The following is a 14,607-nucleotide window of genomic DNA, read 5'->3' as shown; positions in this document are numbered from 1 at the left end:
AGGCACGTCCGTGGGCCTGCGCAATCTGGTCTACCGGCTCTATGAGCACCGGCTGGAGGCCAAGCTGTCCAAGGACAGCGTCCCCCGGCATGTCGGGGTCATCATCGACGGTAACCGCCGCTGGGCGCGGGCCATGGGCATGCGCGACGTGGCCCGCGGTCATCGCAAGGGTGCGGACAAGATCTCGGAGTTGCTCGGCTGGTGCCGCGAGACCGGGGTCGAGGTCGTCACCGTGTGGATGTTGTCCAACGACAACCTCAACCGGCCGCGGGACGAGCTGGAGCCCCTGCTGCGCATCATCGAGGACGTGACGCGCGAGCTCGTGGCCGAAGGCTGGCGGATCAGCCCGGTCGGAGCGCTCGACCTGCTGCCGGACCGGACGGCGAATGTCCTCAAAGATGCAAAAGAAGCCTCCTCACACCGTCCAGGCCTGATTGTGAACGTTGCAGTTGGGTATGGAGGAAGGCGTGAGATTGCCGATGCGGTGCGCTCACTCCTCCAGGAGCATGCGAGCAAGGGGGCGAGCATCGAGGACCTCGTCGAGGTGCTCGATGTGGAGCACATCGCGGAGCATCTTTACACTCGCGGCCAACCCGACCCGGACCTCCTCATCCGGACCTCGGGCGAGCAGCGCTTGTCGGGCTTCATGCTCTGGCAGAGCGCCCATTCGGAGTTCTACTTCCACGAGGCCTACTGGCCGGACTTCCGCAGGGTCGACTTCCTCCGAGCGCTGCGCGATTACGCTGCGAGACACCGGCGTTACGGTTCCTGACGCGACATCTGGGTATTCAGGACGTAACGTTGGAAATGTCCGGCCACAGGACGGACATTTCGGAGAGGGCCCGCCTTTGCATCGTGAACTGCCGAGGGGGGCCGGACCCCGGCGCCGACGGCACGTAGCGGTCGGGGATGCGGGTCCGGTCCGATTCCCGCCTCGTCTGCAGGGTGCCCGCACCTATGGGCGCCCGGGGGAGAACGTGTGGCAGTGTCCTCGAGCAACCCTACGACCAAGCCGGCCAAGCGCACGTACGTGCTCGACACCTCGGTCCTGCTGGCCGACCCGGCGGCAATGACCCGCTTCGCCGAGCACGACGTCGTCCTTCCGATCGTGGTCATCACGGAGCTGGAAGGAAAGCGGCACCATCCCGAGCTCGGCTATTTCGCGAGGAAGGCCCTGCGCTACCTCGACGAGCTGCGCGTCCAGTACGGCAGGCTCGACGAGCCGATGCCGACGGGGGATGGCACGATCAGGGTTGAGCTCAATCACAGCGATCCGTCCATCCTGCCCGTGGGCTTCCGCCTGGGGGACAACGACACCCGCATCCTGACCGTGGCGCGCTCGCTGGCCGCCGAGGGCTGCGACGTCGTCCTGGTGTCCAAAGACCTGCCGCTGCGGGTCAAGGCCGCCTCGATCGGCCTGTCGGCCGAGGAATACCGCGCGGAGCTGGTGCACGAGTCCGGCTGGACGGGGATGGCCGAGCTCCAGGTGACCGCCGAAGACGTCGAGACGCTCTTCGACCAGGGCACCGCCGACGTCGAGGAGGGCAGGGAACTGCCCACGCACACCGGCCTGCGGCTGCTGTCGGCCAAGGGCTCGGCGCTGGGCAGGGTGCTGCCGGACAAGTCGGTCAAGCTCGTACGCGGCGACCGCGAGGTGTTCGGCCTGCACGGCCGCTCCGCCGAGCAGCGCATCGCGCTCGAGCTGCTGATGGACCCGGAGATCGGCATCGTCTCGCTCGGCGGCCGGGCCGGCACCGGCAAGTCGGCGCTGGCTCTCTGCGCCGGTCTGGAAGCGGTCCTGGAGCGCCGCCAGCACCGCAAGGTGGTCGTCTTCCGCCCCCTCTACGCCGTGGGCGGCCAGGAGCTCGGCTACCTGCCGGGCACCGAGGGCGAGAAGATGGGCCCGTGGGCGCAGGCGGTCTACGACACGCTGGGCGCGATCACCTCGCCCGAGGTGATCGAGGAGGTGCTCGACCGGGGCATGCTGGAGGTGCTCCCGCTGACGCACATCCGCGGCCGCTCGCTGCACGACGCGTTCGTGATCGTGGACGAGGCCCAGTCGCTCGAACGCGGCGTGCTGCTCACGGTCCTGAGCCGGATCGGCGCCAACTCGCGGGTCGTGCTCACCCACGACATCGCCCAGCGCGACAACCTGCGGGTGGGCCGGCACGACGGCGTGGTGGCGGTGGTGGAGAAGCTCAAGGGCCACCCGCTCTTCGCGCACGTCACGCTGACCAGGTCCGAGCGTTCCCCGATCGCCGCCCTGGTGACGGAGATGCTGGAGGACATCACGCTCTGATCACTTGAGCTCGCCGCAGGTGTACCGCCCCTCCGTCGTGGAGGGGCGGTTCTCGTTCTCCCGTACGATCTTGACGAGTTCGAACGCCGCGTCCTGCTGGGCGGTGCAGACGATCTGGGCCTTGCCGAGCTTGGTCAGCGTGCCCTCTCCCCTGATGTAGACGGTCAGCGTCGAGGTGCGCGGGAGCTGCACCTCGTCGCGCTGGATCGGGTTGAGCGAGTCCTTGATCCCGATGTAGGTGAAGCCGCGCAGCGCCGTGTCCCGGTTCCCGAGCGGCTTGGTCGACGCGTCGAAGAGCGCCCCGAGCAGGCTGCCGACGGTGTCGTTGTCGACGTCGGCGGGTTCCAGGATGAGCTCGCCGTCCTTGAGCAGGTAGATCGTCTTGGACGGCGGGGGAATCCTGGTGGTCGGGGCGTTGCCGCGGTCCTGGACGTCGGTGGGCGAGATGCCGCAGGCCGCGGCGCCGACGAGCGCGGCGACGGTGAGGATGCGTTGGGCTTTCATGCGTGGGGCAACCAGACGGTGAAGAGGGTGCCGGGGTTCTGGGCGCGTACGGAGATCGTGCCGCCGTGCAGGTGCACGTTGGCCTTGGCGATGGCGAGGCCGAGACCGCTGCCCTGGCTGCGTGACCGGCCCGCGCCGGCCTTGAAGAAGCGGTCGAAGACGTGCGGCAGCGCCTCGACGGGGATGCCCTGGCCGTGGTCGCGCACCTTCACCTCCAGGCCGCTCTGCGTGGTTCTGGTGCTGACCAGCACCGGTGGCCGGCCGTGCTTGAGCGCGTTCCCGACGAGGTTGGCCACGATCACGTCGAACCTGGCGGGGTCCAGGTTGACGGCCAGTCCCTGGGGGGCCTTCACGGTCACCTGGTCGCTCCAGCCGCGCACGGCCAGGCAGTCGTCGATGGCCTCGGCCACGTTCAACCTCGAGCCGTTGAGCGTGGCCGTACCCGCGTCGAAGCGGCTGACCTCGATGAGGTGCTCGACCAGCTCGCGCAGGCGCTCGATCTCCCTGAGCACCAGGCGTACGGCCTCGGCCGGCGCCTCGGGCAGCCGGCCGGCCTCCTCGGAGAGCATGTCGGCGACGGCCGTCATCGAGGTCAGCGGCGTGCGCAACTCGTGGGAGACGTCCGCCACGAACCTGCGCGACATGGCCTCCAGCGAGCGCAGCTCGGCCACGCTCAGCTCCAGCGCCGCGGCGGCGTCGTTGAACCTGCTGGTGAGCTCGGCCAGCTCGTCCTGACCGTGGACGGGCAGCCGCGTGTCCAGCCGGCCCTGGCCGAGCGCCTGCGCGGCCGCGCTCAGCCGCCGGACCGGCAGCAGCACCTGCCGGGCCGACAGCAGCGCGACGACCAGCGCGATCAGCACGATGACCACGCCGGCCTGGATGAAGGTGATCCTGAGCGTGGCCAGCTGCCGCTCGTCGTCCTTCAGCGGGAAGAAGACGAACGCCCGCAGGTTCGTCGCCTCGACCCTGCTGCCGGCCTCCCGGTAGACCTCGGCGCCGACGATGAGCCAGAGCTCGCCCCGGATGATCTTGCGCTGGGTGACGACGCTCTGCTTGGCCCGGCCGTGGAGCTCGTTGGGCACGTCGCTCATGGACATCGGGCCCTCGGAGGCGATCAGGGCGCCGTACTCGATGAGGACGCTGCGGCCCGGCCCGTTGAGCGCGTGGGCGAGTCGCCCGAGCTCCTTCGCCGTGGGGGCGGCCTCGCCCGGCCTGAGCCGGCCGATGGGGAAGGTGATGCTGCCGAGCTCCCTGGTGACCTGGTCGAGCGCCGTGGTCTCGGCCCGGGTGACGAGCGCGGTCTTGGCCAGCTCGAAGCCGATCGTGGCGACCAGCAGCGAGGCGGCCACGGCCACGAGCGTGAACGTGATGACCAGACGGGCGCGCAGCCCGGTGGGCAGCGGGATCACGGAGGGCTGAACCGGTAGCCGAACCCGCGCACCGTGTGGATGAACACGGGTTCGCCGGGCTTGGGCTCGATCTTCGCGCGGACCCGCTGCACGCAGGCGTCCACCAGCCGCGAGTCGGCGATGTGCGTGTGGTCCCACACCTCGCGCAGCAGGTAGCGGCGGTTGAGCACCTGCCCGGGGTGCCGTATGAGCTCCAGCAGCAGCCGCAGCTCGGTCGGCGTCAGGTGGATCTCCTTGCCGGCGAGCGTGACCTTGAGCGCGCCCCGGTCGATCACGAGGTCGCCGAAGGTGATGCGGTCGGAGGCGGCCGACTCGGCCCGGCGCAGGATGGCCCGGATGCGGGCGTCCAGGACTCTGGGCTCGACGGGCTTGATCACGTAGTCGTCGGCGCCCGCCTCCAGCCCGACGACCACGTCCAGGTCGTCGCCGCGGGCGGTGAGGAGGATGACGGGAAGCTGGTCGAGCTTGCGTATGCGGCGGCACACCTCGATGCCGTCGATCCCGGGGAGCATGACGTCGAGGATCGCGATCTCGGGGCGGCGGGCCCTGATGTGGTCGAGCGCCTCCTCGCCCGTCCCGTAGGACGTGACGGAGTGCCCCTGCCGCGTCAGCGCGAGTTCGAGTGCCGTACGGACGGAGGGGTCGTCTTCTACAAGAAGGATGCCAGCCACGCGCACATTATTGTTCCATGTCCCAAATATCCGAGTTACGTCACCAAATCGTGACAATCCGTTGATGGGGCTATGAGGTGCCGAGTGTCGGGCCTGCGGGCGCAGGTGAGGCGAGCGATGGTGTGATGAATGTCACACTGATCGGGAAACTCCACGCTAACCCGACAGTTAGCCAAACTTACGCCAAGGGATTCCCGCGTTTCGGTTGCGGACCACCCCCCAGGACAGGGCAAGCTCGTGGACCGTGAGCCCCGGTCCGCAGTTGAGCGAGCGCCCTCGCGAGCGCCACCCGAAGGATGCCCCTCCCTCGGCGCGGCGGCGTTCGCGTGTCACGCCGAAGCGCGTCACCATCATCGCCGTCACGCTGGTGATCGTCTTCGGCGGCGGTGGCTTCGTCGCCTACCGCGCCGTCCAGAACGCCAACAGGCCGCAACAGGCCGCGCTCTCCGTCGACGACTTCGCCAAGCTGGCCGGCGGCGACCTGTCGGCGCCCGACCCCGAGACCGACGCGCTGAAGAACGCCGCCGAGCAGGCCTACCGCGCCGACCAGCTGAAGAAGGGCCGCTCGGGCAAGGGCAAGGACAAGGACTTCGACTGGGTCGTCCCCGAGCGGGCCCCCGGCGGTGACGGGTTCCCCGCCGCGAACTTCCCGCCGGGCAGCGACCCCTCACCGGGCAGCAACAAGGCCACCGCCAAGTCCATGCTCGCGGCCAGCGGCTGGGGCAACGACCAGTGGGGCTGCCTGGAGCGGCTCTGGCAGAAGGAGAGCGGCTGGAACGAGCGGGCGATGAACCGCTACTCCGGCGCGTACGGCATCCCGCAGTCGCTGCCGGGCAGCAAGATGGCCAGCGCGGGCAGCGACTGGCAGACCAACGCCACCACCCAGATCAAGTGGGGCCTCGGCTACATCAAGGGCCGCTACGGCACGCCGTGCGGCGCCTGGGCCCATTCACAGTCGGTGGGCTGGTACTAACAGGTCAACTTTCCTCCACTAATCGGCAAGCCGCCGCGTCCGATCGGGTATATCGGCGCACGCTGGCCGCATGGGTGTGAAGGTCAGTGTGATCGTCGTTGTCTGCAATCCGGGTGACACCGCCGACGCGTGCATCCGCTCCGCGCTGGAGCAGACGATGCCTGCGGACGACTACGAAGTGATCTTCGTCGACGACGGATCGTCCGATGGCATCGGGGAACGGCTGGACACCATCGCCTCGGCCCGCCCCAACGTGCGTACGCTGCACCTGCCGCACACGGGCACGCCGATGCGCGGCCGCAACGTCGGCCTGGCCGCGGCCACCGGCGACTACGTCTACTTTCTCGACCAGGGTGACCGCCTCGAACGTGACGCGATCGCCCGCATGCACGACCGCGCGATGGAGACCGACGCCGACGTGCTGATCGGCCGGCTGGTCCGCGACTACGGGCCGCCGATGGCCGCGTTCGAGCGCAGCACCGCCCGCGCCGACGTCCTGCGCGACAAGCTGCTCACCCTGCTCCTGCCGCAGCAGCTCTACCGGCGCACCTTCCTGGAGCAGCACGAGCTCGGCTTCCCCGTGCCCGGCGGGCTGATGGGGGAGCAGGCGTTCGTGATGCGGGCGTACCTGCACGCCAAGTCCATCGCCGTGCTGGCCGAGCACGTCTGCTGCCACCTCGGCCGGCGCCCCGTCGCCGAGGAGGAGCCGCGGGCGATCGTCAAGGAGCTGCACGCGCTGCTCGACGACATCGACGCCTACGTCGGCGAGGGCCGCCAGCGCGAGCGCATGTACGCCCACTGGTTCCGCTCCGTCGTCCTGCGCCCGCTGCTGACCAGCAAGTTCGCCGACTCATCCGTCGACCGCGGCATGCACTTCCGGGTGGTCCAGGAGCTGGTGTTCCAGCGCTTCCCCGAGCGACTCGACACCTACCTGCCCGTTCAGATGCGCGTGGTGGCCGCGTACGTGCGCACGGGACGCCTGGACCAGATCGTGCTCCTGTCCAACTCCACCAGGCGGGCGGGCCTGCGCTCCGACCTGACCGAGGTGCGCTGGGACGCCCACGTCCTGGTGCTCGGGCTGACCGTGGAGGTGCACGGCGGCGACGGCACACCCGACAGGTACCGTGCCGACGGCGACCGCCTGCACTGGATCCCGCCGCGCTCGATCGACGCCAGGCGCCTGCCGGAGAGCGTCACCGACGTCACCGACGCGGTCGAGCGGGCGCGCATCGAGGTCTACGTCCGGCACACCGAGACGGGGCTCGTGCACTTCCTGCCGCTGACCCAGCACGTGGAGCGCGTCCAGGACGGCCGCCGCCGCTTCCGCGTGCAGATCAAGGGCGAGGCAAGGCTCGACGTCACCAGCGCCGCACTCGGCGAGCCGCTCAGGCCGGGGCAGTGGGAGGTGCACGTACGCATGTTCGGCGGCGCCAACCAGGCCAGGAGCCGCGTCAGCCGCGCCGAGGGGCCGCTCAACTGCCTGGGCGTGCTGGCCCAGCGGCCCAGGATGCGGCTCGTGGTGCCGTGCTGGACCGACCAGGGCGAGCTGGGCCTGGTCGTCGAGCCGCGTTCGTTCTCGGAGTCGATCGCGCTCGTGTCCCCGGGCGTGACGGTCAAGCACCTCGACGGCCACCTGTACGTCGTGCTGCCGGTGCCGTACGTGCCGCCCAGCGGAGGGCCGCCGCTGGAGCTGGTGTTGCGCAGCAGCGGGCGGCGTGCCCGCGAGGTGTCCGCTCCCGCGCTGGTCGAAGCCGGCGTGCCGGGCAGGATCGCCGGGCAGCTCGTGGCCAAGGTGCCGGTCAAGCGGTTCATGCCGGAAGACGACCACTTCGGCCCCGGCACCTGGTTGTCGGCGCTGCGCTCGTCGGACGGGGAGTTCGGGCTCAGGTTCGCGCTGGAGATGCGCAGGGGCCGGGTCGAGGTGCGCCCGGCCGCCGCGGCCGACCCCGAGCGCCGCTCGCCCATGGGCCGCGACACCCTGCTGCACCGGATCGGCCGGCGGCTGCCCGGCGCGCGCCACATGGTGCGGCTGGCGCGCGCGGGCGGCCACCGGTACCTCAAGGAGTGACCCTGCCCTGCGGCCTGGGCTCGGCCAGGTCGCTGCCCCGGGTCTCGCGCGCGGCGTAGACGGAGACGAGGGTGAGCACCGCCGCCAGGCCGAGGTAGGCCGAGATCGGCACGCTGCTCGCGTACTCCCGCAGCAGCGCGACCGCGATGATCGGCGCCAGCGCGCCGGCCACGATCGCCGAGAGCTGCGCCCCGATGGACACGCCGGTGTAGCGCGTCCTCGTGGCGAACAGCTCCGAGAAGAAAGCCGCCTGCGGGCCGTACATCATGCCGTGGAAGAGCAGGCCGACGGTGACGGCGAGGGTGATCGCCAGGAAGCTGCCCGTGTCCACGAGCGGGAAGAACGCGAAGATCCACACTCCGATCCCGGCGGCGCCCGCCAGGTAGGTGGGGCGGCGGCCGACGCGGTCGGACAACGCGCCCCACACTGGGATCGTCACGAAGTGGATGGCCGAGGCGACCAGCACCGCGGTCAGCACCGTGGAGTTGTCGATCTGCATCTGCTTGGCGTACGTGATGACGAAGACGGTCAGGAGGTAGAAGGAGATGTTCTCCGCCAGGCGGGCGCCGATGGCGACGATCACGTCCTTCCAGTGGTGGCGGAGCACGCCCACGATCGGCGCCCGTTCCTCCGGCTCGGCCTGCTGGAACACCGGCGACTCGCTGATCGACAGCCGGATCCACAACCCGACCAGCACCAGCGCGCCCGACAGCAGGAACGGCACCCGCCAGCCCCACGACAGGAACGCCTCGTCCGACTGCCAGGCGGCCAGCGCCGCCAGCACGCCGGTGGCCAGCAGGTTGCCGCCGGGGGCGCCGGCCTGCGGCCAGGAGGCCCAGAAGCCGCGCCGCTCGTTGTCGCCGTGCTCGGAGACAATCAGCACCGCGCCGCCCCACTCGCCGCCGAGCGCGAAGCCCTGCACCAGGCGCAGCCCCGTCAGCAGCAGCGCCGCGGCCGGGCCGAGGGTCTCGTACGTCGGCAGGCAGCCGATCAGGAACGTCGCCGTGCCCATCATCAGCAGGCTGACGACCAGCAGCGTCTTGCGGCCCAGGCGGTCGCCGAAGTGGCCGAAGACCAGGCCGCCGAGCGGGCGGGCGACGAACCCGACGGCATAGGTGAGGAACGCCAGCAGGGTGCCGGTCAGTGGATCGGAGCCGGGGAAGAAGAGCTGGTTGAACACGAGGGCGGCTGCCGAGCCGTAGAGGAAGAAGTCGTACCACTCGATGGTGGTGCCGACCAGGCTCGCGGCGACGACCTTCTTGATGGAAGTGGCCATGCCGGTCACGGTAGGGAGTGACCGGCGTCACTCATATGGCGTCGGAGCCTACAGTCTGCGTGGTCTATGTGTGGCCGAGCCGGTGCAAGCGGAGCGCGAGCTGGATCTCGAGCGCGCGCTCCGGCGCCATCCAGCCCTCGCCGAGCAGCTTGCCGACCCGGTCGAGCCGCTGCGTGACGGTGTTGACGTGGATGTGCATGGCCTCGGCCGTACGCGACGGTGACCCGCCCGAGCCGAAGTAGGCGGACAACGTGCCGGTGAGCGCGGTGCCCCTGCGGGCGTCGTACTCGATCACCGCGCCGAGCGTCGAGTCCACGAAACCGCGCACGTCACGGCCGTCGCCGACGAGCAGGCCGACGAAGCCCAGCTCGGCCGCGCTCGCGCCGTCGCCCGCCCGGCCGAGCGCGATGAGCGCCTCCGCGCACCGCCGCGCCTCCTGGTAGGCCCTGGCGACGTGCTGAGCCCCGGGCGGCTCCCTGCCCTCACCCGGCATGCCGGACGCGCCCGCCGTGGCCAGGCTCTGCAGGGACGCGCTCAGCTCGGCGGCCACCCGTTGCGCGGCGCCGCCCGCGTCGGTGCCCGGCAGCAGCAGCACGACCTCGTCGCCGCGCCCGGCGGCCAGCCCGTGCCAGATCGTGGCCTGCGACGACGCCCAGAACGCGGCCCGTTCGCGCTGCCCCGCGTGCTTGGCGACCACGACGACGTGCGGCGCGCTGAGATCGACGCCGAGCCGGTGCGCCCGGTCGGCCAGCCCGGGGGAGCCGGGCCGCGCGATCAGGTCGTCGAGCAACTCGCCCCTGACCCGCCCCTCGGCCTCCGCCACGCTCCGGCGGAACAGCAGCAGCAGCGCGCACACGAGCGCCGCCCGCTCCAGGATGCGCTCGTCGGCGTCGTCGCTGCGCAGGACCAGCGTGCACAGCGGCTCCCCGCCGACGTCCACCGACGCGATCAGCAGGTCGCCCCTGCGCACGGTACGGCGCAGCGCCCTGGACGCCTGCGCCGCCTCGAACACCTCCTGGTCGAGCTCCCCGACGTCTCCCGTGAGCGCCCGGCCCAGGTCGTCCAGCACCGCGAGCGAGCCGCCGAGCACGTCGGTCACCACCGCCGCGACGTCCTCGATCCCGCCGCCGCGCAGCACCAGCGAGGTCATCCTGTCGTGCGCCAGCGCGGCCCGCTCCACGGCCTCGCCGTGCGCCCTCGCCGTCCGGTGGGCGTGGGAGAGCTCCTCCAGCGCGTTCCTCGTCTCCTGCAGCAGCCTGGCGTTGTCGATCGCGACCGCGGCGTGCGCCGCCAGGCTGGCCAGCAGCGACACCTCCTCCTGATGAAACGGCCGCGCGCTGCGGTTGGCCGCCATCAGCACGCCGATCACCCGCTGACCCAGCCGCAGCGGCACGCCCAGGATCGCGACCAGGCCCTCCTCCGTGACGGCCTCGTCGATGTCGTCCTTGTGCCGGAACCTCCCGTCGGCGAAATAGTCGGCCGTCGAGTACGGGACCGCCGTCTGCGCCACCAGGCCGCCCAGCCCCGACCCCATGGCCAGCCGCAGCGCACGGAACTTCGCCGAGATCGACCCGTCGGTGACCCGCATGTACGTGTCGCCCCGCTCGGGGTCGTGCAGGGTCATGTACGCGATGTCGGTGGCCAGCAACTGCCTCGCCCGGTGCACGATGGCCTCGAGCACGGCGTCGAGGTCGCGCAGCGCGGCCAGGTCGCCGGCCGTGTCGTACAGCGCCGACAGCTCGGCCTCCCGCCTGGCGCGCCTCTTGAGCAGGTCGCGCACCTTCAGCGCCTCGACCTTGGCCTGTTCGAGCTCCTCGATCGTGGCCGGGTCCGCGCCCGCGGCCCTGGCCGCGATGATCGGACCCTCGAACTCGACCGCCGACGCCTCCCTGGCCAGCAGTTCGAGAAAGGTGGCGCCGGTCACCTGGCCGTCCAGCCGCCGTCCACAGGGAGCGACACGCCGGTGATGAACGCCCCGCCGGGCCCGCACAGGTAGGCGACCAGCTCGGCCACCTCCTCCGGCTCGATCAGCCGCTTGATCGCGGCCGGCTGGAGCATGATGTCCGTCACCACCTCGTCGGGCGCGATGCCGTGCACCCTGGCCTGGTCGGCGATCTGCGCCTCGACCAGCCCGGTGCGGACGTAGGCGGGGCAGACGCACGTCGAGGTCACCCCATGGGCCGCTCCTTCGAGCGCGACCACCTTGGAGAAGCCCTCCAGCCCGTGCTTGGCCGCGGTGTAGGCCGATTTGTACGGGGAGGCCCGCAGCCCGTGGACCGACGAGATGTTCACGAACCGGCCCCAGCCCCTAGCGTACATGCCGGGCAGCACCTCGCGCGCGATCAGGAACGGCGCCTCGACCATGACCTTGAGTATCGCCGAGAACACCTCGGGCGGGAACTCCTCGACCGGCGCGACGTGCTGGAACCCCGCGTTGTTGACCACGATGTCGATGGGCTCGTCAGGCAGCGCCGCCACGAAGCCGGGCTCGCTCAGATCGGCCACGACGGCCACGCCGCCGATCTCGTCGGCGACCTCCTCGGCCGGCTCGGCCCGCAGATCGACGACCAGCACCCTGGCTCCCGCCGCGGCCAGCCGCCGGGCGCAGGCCGCCCCGATGCCGCCGCCCGCACCCGTGACCAGCGCGGTCCGCCCCGTCAGCTCTTTCGCCATATCCCTCGACTTTAGGCGCTCGCCGCGCGCAGGCGCATGGGTGCGCGAGACATAGATCCGTGTCGTCTTATGTGGCCGACATGGCCTGCTATGGTGGATCGCATGATCGCGTATTCGTTCCTGTGGTGGCCCGCCTCCTAGGCGGACCTTCCAGCGCATACGCACACGGCCGCCTCGACGAGGCGGCCGTACTCATGTCGCACGCGCCCCCGTCGAGCACTGACGAAAAGGGACGCTCACCATGACCAGCACCACAACGCCCGGCACCGCGACCACCACCTGGCCGCAGCTGCTCACCATGCTGCTCGACGGCGTGTCGCTCACCTCGCGCCAGGCCGCGTGGGCCATGGACCAGATCATGTCGGGCGCGGCCACGGACGCGCAGATCGCCGCGTTCGCCGTGGCGCTGCGGGCCAAGGGCGAGAGCGTGGCGGAGGTGTCAGGGCTGGCCGACGGCATGCTGTCGCGATCGGCCGCCATCAGGGTGTCCGGCGACCCGGTCGACCTCGTCGGCACCGGCGGCGACCGCGCCAACACCGTCAACATCTCCACCATGGCCGCCGTCGTGGCCGCCGCGGCGGGCGCGAAGGTGGTCAAGCACGAGGGCCGGGCCGCCTCCTCCATGGCCGGCGCCGCGGACGTCCTGGAAGAGCTCGGCGTGGTCGTCGACCTGCCGCCCGGCGCCGTGGTCGCGATCGCGGAGGAGGTGGGCATCACGTTCTGCTTCGCGCCGGCGTTCAACCCGGCGCTGAAACGCACCTCCGGACCGCGCCGCGAGCTGGGCGTGCCGACGGTCTTCAACTTCCTGGCCCCGCTCACCAACCCCGCGCTGCCCGCCGCGCAGGCGGTCGGCGTCTTCCACCCGGCGATGGCGCCGGTCATCGCGGGCGTCCTGGCCGAACGCGGCGGCTCGTCCCTCGTCTTCCGCGGCGACGACGGCCTCGACGAGCTCACCACGTGCGGCCCTTCGACGATCTGGGTCGTACGGCGCGGCACGGTGACGCGGACCGCCTTCGACCCCGCCGACCTGTCGATCCCGCGGGCTCGCCCTGACGACCTGCGCGGCGGCGACGCCCGGCACAACGCGGCCGTGGCCCGCGCCGTCCTCGCGGGGGAGCCGGGCCCCGTACGAGACGTCGTGCTGCTCAACGCGGCCGCCGCCCTGGTGGCGGCCGACGGGGTGCCGCCGGCCGCCGAGCTCACCGCCGCCCTCGCCGCCGCCCGCAAGCGGGCCGCCGACGCCGTCGACTCCGGCGCCGCCGCGGCCCTGCTCACCCGCTGGGCGCAGGCCACGCAGCAGGCGCGGCCGTCCTAGGGACGGGTCATCGACAGAACGTCGAGCGCGGCGTCCAGCTGCTCCTCCGTCAAGGTGCCGTCGGCCACGTGGCCGCGCTCGATGACGACCTCGCGGATCGTCCTCCGCTCCGCCAGCGCCTGCTTGGCGATCTTGGCCGCCTCCTCGTAACCGACGTACCGGTTCAGAGGGGTGACGATCGACGGGGACGACTCGGCGTACTCGCGCAGGCGCTCCACGTTCGCCGTGATGCCGGACACGCAGCGGTCGGCGAGCAACCGCGAGACGTTGCCCAGCAACCTGACCGACTCCAGCACGTTGCGGGCGATGACCGGTAGCTGCACGTTCAGCTCGAAGTTCCCCGACGCGCCGGCGAACGTGATCGCCGCGTCGTTGCCGATGACCTGCGCTGCCACCATGCCCGCGGCCTCAGGGATGACCGGGTTGACCTTGCCCGGCATGATGGACGAGCCGGGCTGCAGGTCGGGCAGGTTGATCTCGCCGAGCCCGGCGCGCGGGCCCGACCCCATCCAGCGGAGATCGTTGGCGATCTTGTTCAGCGAGACGGCGACCACCTTGAGCTGCCCCGACAGCTCGACGATCGAGTCCTGCGCGCTCTGGGCCTCGAAGTGGTCCCGCGCCTCAAGGAAGGGGATGCCGGTCGCCTCGCGCAGCTTCTCGATCGCCGCCTGGGCGAACCCCGGCGGCGTGTTGATGCCCGTGCCCACGGCCGTGCCGCCCAGAGGCAGCTCCAGCACGTGCTCGAGCGCCGCGGTGACGCGTACGACACCGTGCTCGATCTGCGTGGCGTACCCCCCGAACTCCTGGCCCAGCGTCACCGGGGTCGCGTCCATCAGATGGGTGCGGCCCGACTTCACCACGCCGTCGAACTCGATCGCCTTCGCCCGCAACGCCTCCGCCAGATGCCGCAGCGAGGGCAGCAGGTGGTAGGTCACCTCCGTCGCCGCCGCCACGTGGATCGACGTGGGGAAGACGTCGTTGGACGACTGGGAGGCGTTCACGTGGTCGTTCGGGTGCACGGGCCGGCCCAGCCGCTCCTCGGCGAGCGTCGCGATCACCTCGTTGGCGTTCATGTTGGACGAGGTGCCCGAGCCGGTCTGGAAGACGTCGATCGGGAAGTGGGCGTCGTGCTCGTTCTCGGCCACGTCGGCGGCGGCCTGCGCGATCGCCTCGGCCATGTCCTTCTCGATCACGCCGAGCTCGCCGTTGACCTCCGCCGCCACGGCCTTGATCAGGGCCAGCGCGGCGATGTGGGACGGCTCGATCGGCCGCCCGGAAACCGGGAAGTTCTCCACCGCCCGCTGGGTCTGCGCGCGCCACCGTGCTCCCGCGGGCACGCGCACCTCGCCCATCGAGTCATGCTCGATCCTGAACTCGCTCATGACTTCAGTCTGACTCACGCATCCGGGCCCGCCGGGA

12 protein-coding genes are annotated in these 14,607 nt (G+C 71.1%); 5 read left to right on the top strand and 7 right to left on the bottom strand.

Annotated features, from left to right (window positions below):
* Positions 1-10: 10 nt before the first annotated feature.
* Positions 11-772: an isoprenyl transferase gene (locus ABGA98_RS38110; protein WP_347623306.1), complete on the top strand. Its 762-nt coding sequence runs from the start codon at positions 11-13 to the stop codon at positions 770-772.
* Positions 773-979: 207 nt separating this feature from the next.
* Positions 980-2,299 carry a PhoH family protein gene (locus ABGA98_RS38105; RefSeq protein ID WP_347623305.1) on the top strand — a complete coding sequence of 440 codons (1,320 nt, stop codon included), beginning with the start codon at positions 980-982 and terminating at the stop codon, positions 2,297-2,299.
* Here ABGA98_RS38105 and ABGA98_RS38100 read toward each other — a convergent pair whose 3' ends face one another.
* The 3 genes from ABGA98_RS38100 to ABGA98_RS38090 are packed head-to-tail and all read right to left on the bottom strand — an operon-like array spanning position 2,300 to position 4,883.
* The gene (locus ABGA98_RS38100) at positions 2,300-2,803 is read right to left on the bottom strand and encodes a hypothetical protein (RefSeq protein ID WP_347623304.1); all 504 of its coding nucleotides are present in this window, start codon (positions 2,801-2,803) and stop codon (positions 2,300-2,302) included.
* Positions 2,800-4,212 carry a HAMP domain-containing sensor histidine kinase gene (locus ABGA98_RS38095; protein ID WP_347623303.1) on the bottom strand — a complete coding sequence of 471 codons (1,413 nt, stop codon included), beginning with the start codon at positions 4,210-4,212 and terminating at the stop codon, positions 2,800-2,802. The genes ABGA98_RS38100 and ABGA98_RS38095 overlap by 4 nt, the downstream gene beginning before the upstream one ends.
* On the bottom strand, positions 4,209-4,883 hold the full coding sequence (locus tag ABGA98_RS38090; protein WP_347623302.1) for a response regulator transcription factor: 675 nt from the start codon (positions 4,881-4,883) through the stop codon (positions 4,209-4,211). Before ABGA98_RS38090 ends, ABGA98_RS38095 begins: the two co-directional genes overlap by 4 nt.
* 262 nt (positions 4,884-5,145) lie before the next feature.
* Between ABGA98_RS38090 and ABGA98_RS38085 the strand changes: the two genes are divergently transcribed.
* Entirely contained in the window at positions 5,146-5,856 is a 711-nt protein-coding gene (locus tag ABGA98_RS38085) for a lytic transglycosylase domain-containing protein (protein WP_347623301.1), read from the top strand.
* A 70-nt stretch (positions 5,857-5,926) separates the two neighbouring features.
* Positions 5,927-7,924 carry a glycosyltransferase family A protein gene (locus tag ABGA98_RS38080; RefSeq protein WP_347623300.1) on the top strand — a complete coding sequence of 666 codons (1,998 nt, stop codon included), beginning with the start codon at positions 5,927-5,929 and terminating at the stop codon, positions 7,922-7,924.
* On the opposite strand, the gene ABGA98_RS38075 is transcribed toward ABGA98_RS38080, so the two are convergent.
* From ABGA98_RS38075 to ABGA98_RS38065, 3 genes are all read right to left on the bottom strand, one after another.
* Positions 7,914-9,200, bottom strand: coding sequence for an MFS transporter (locus ABGA98_RS38075; RefSeq protein WP_347623299.1), 1,287 nt, complete (start codon positions 9,198-9,200; stop codon positions 7,914-7,916). The genes ABGA98_RS38080 and ABGA98_RS38075 overlap by 11 nt on opposite strands.
* Before the next feature lie 64 nt (positions 9,201-9,264).
* Complete coding sequence (locus tag ABGA98_RS38070) at positions 9,265-11,124, bottom strand: GAF domain-containing protein (RefSeq protein ID WP_347623298.1); 1,860 nt, start codon at positions 11,122-11,124, stop codon at positions 9,265-9,267.
* Positions 11,121-11,873: a 3-hydroxybutyrate dehydrogenase gene (locus ABGA98_RS38065; protein ID WP_347623297.1), complete on the bottom strand. Its 753-nt coding sequence runs from the start codon at positions 11,871-11,873 to the stop codon at positions 11,121-11,123. Before ABGA98_RS38065 ends, ABGA98_RS38070 begins: the two co-directional genes overlap by 4 nt.
* Before the next feature lie 241 nt (positions 11,874-12,114).
* On the opposite strand from ABGA98_RS38065, the gene trpD reads away from it, so the two are divergent.
* A complete protein-coding gene (gene trpD / locus ABGA98_RS38060; RefSeq protein ID WP_347623296.1) occupies positions 12,115-13,188 on the top strand; it encodes an anthranilate phosphoribosyltransferase in 1,074 nt (357 codons plus the stop codon).
* On the opposite strand, the gene ABGA98_RS38055 is transcribed toward trpD, so the two are convergent.
* Positions 13,185-14,570, bottom strand: coding sequence for a class II fumarate hydratase (locus ABGA98_RS38055; RefSeq protein WP_347623295.1), 1,386 nt, complete (start codon positions 14,568-14,570; stop codon positions 13,185-13,187). The genes trpD and ABGA98_RS38055 overlap by 4 nt on opposite strands.
* Between the last annotated feature and the right edge of the window lie 37 nt (positions 14,571-14,607).

The sequence above is a fragment of the Nonomuraea sp. B1E8 genome (assembly GCF_039871515.1).
GTDB lineage: Bacteria > Actinomycetota > Actinomycetes > Streptosporangiales > Streptosporangiaceae > Nonomuraea.
The sequence above is the reverse complement of the archived record's forward strand: the minus strand, read 5'-3'. Positions and strand labels throughout refer to the sequence as shown.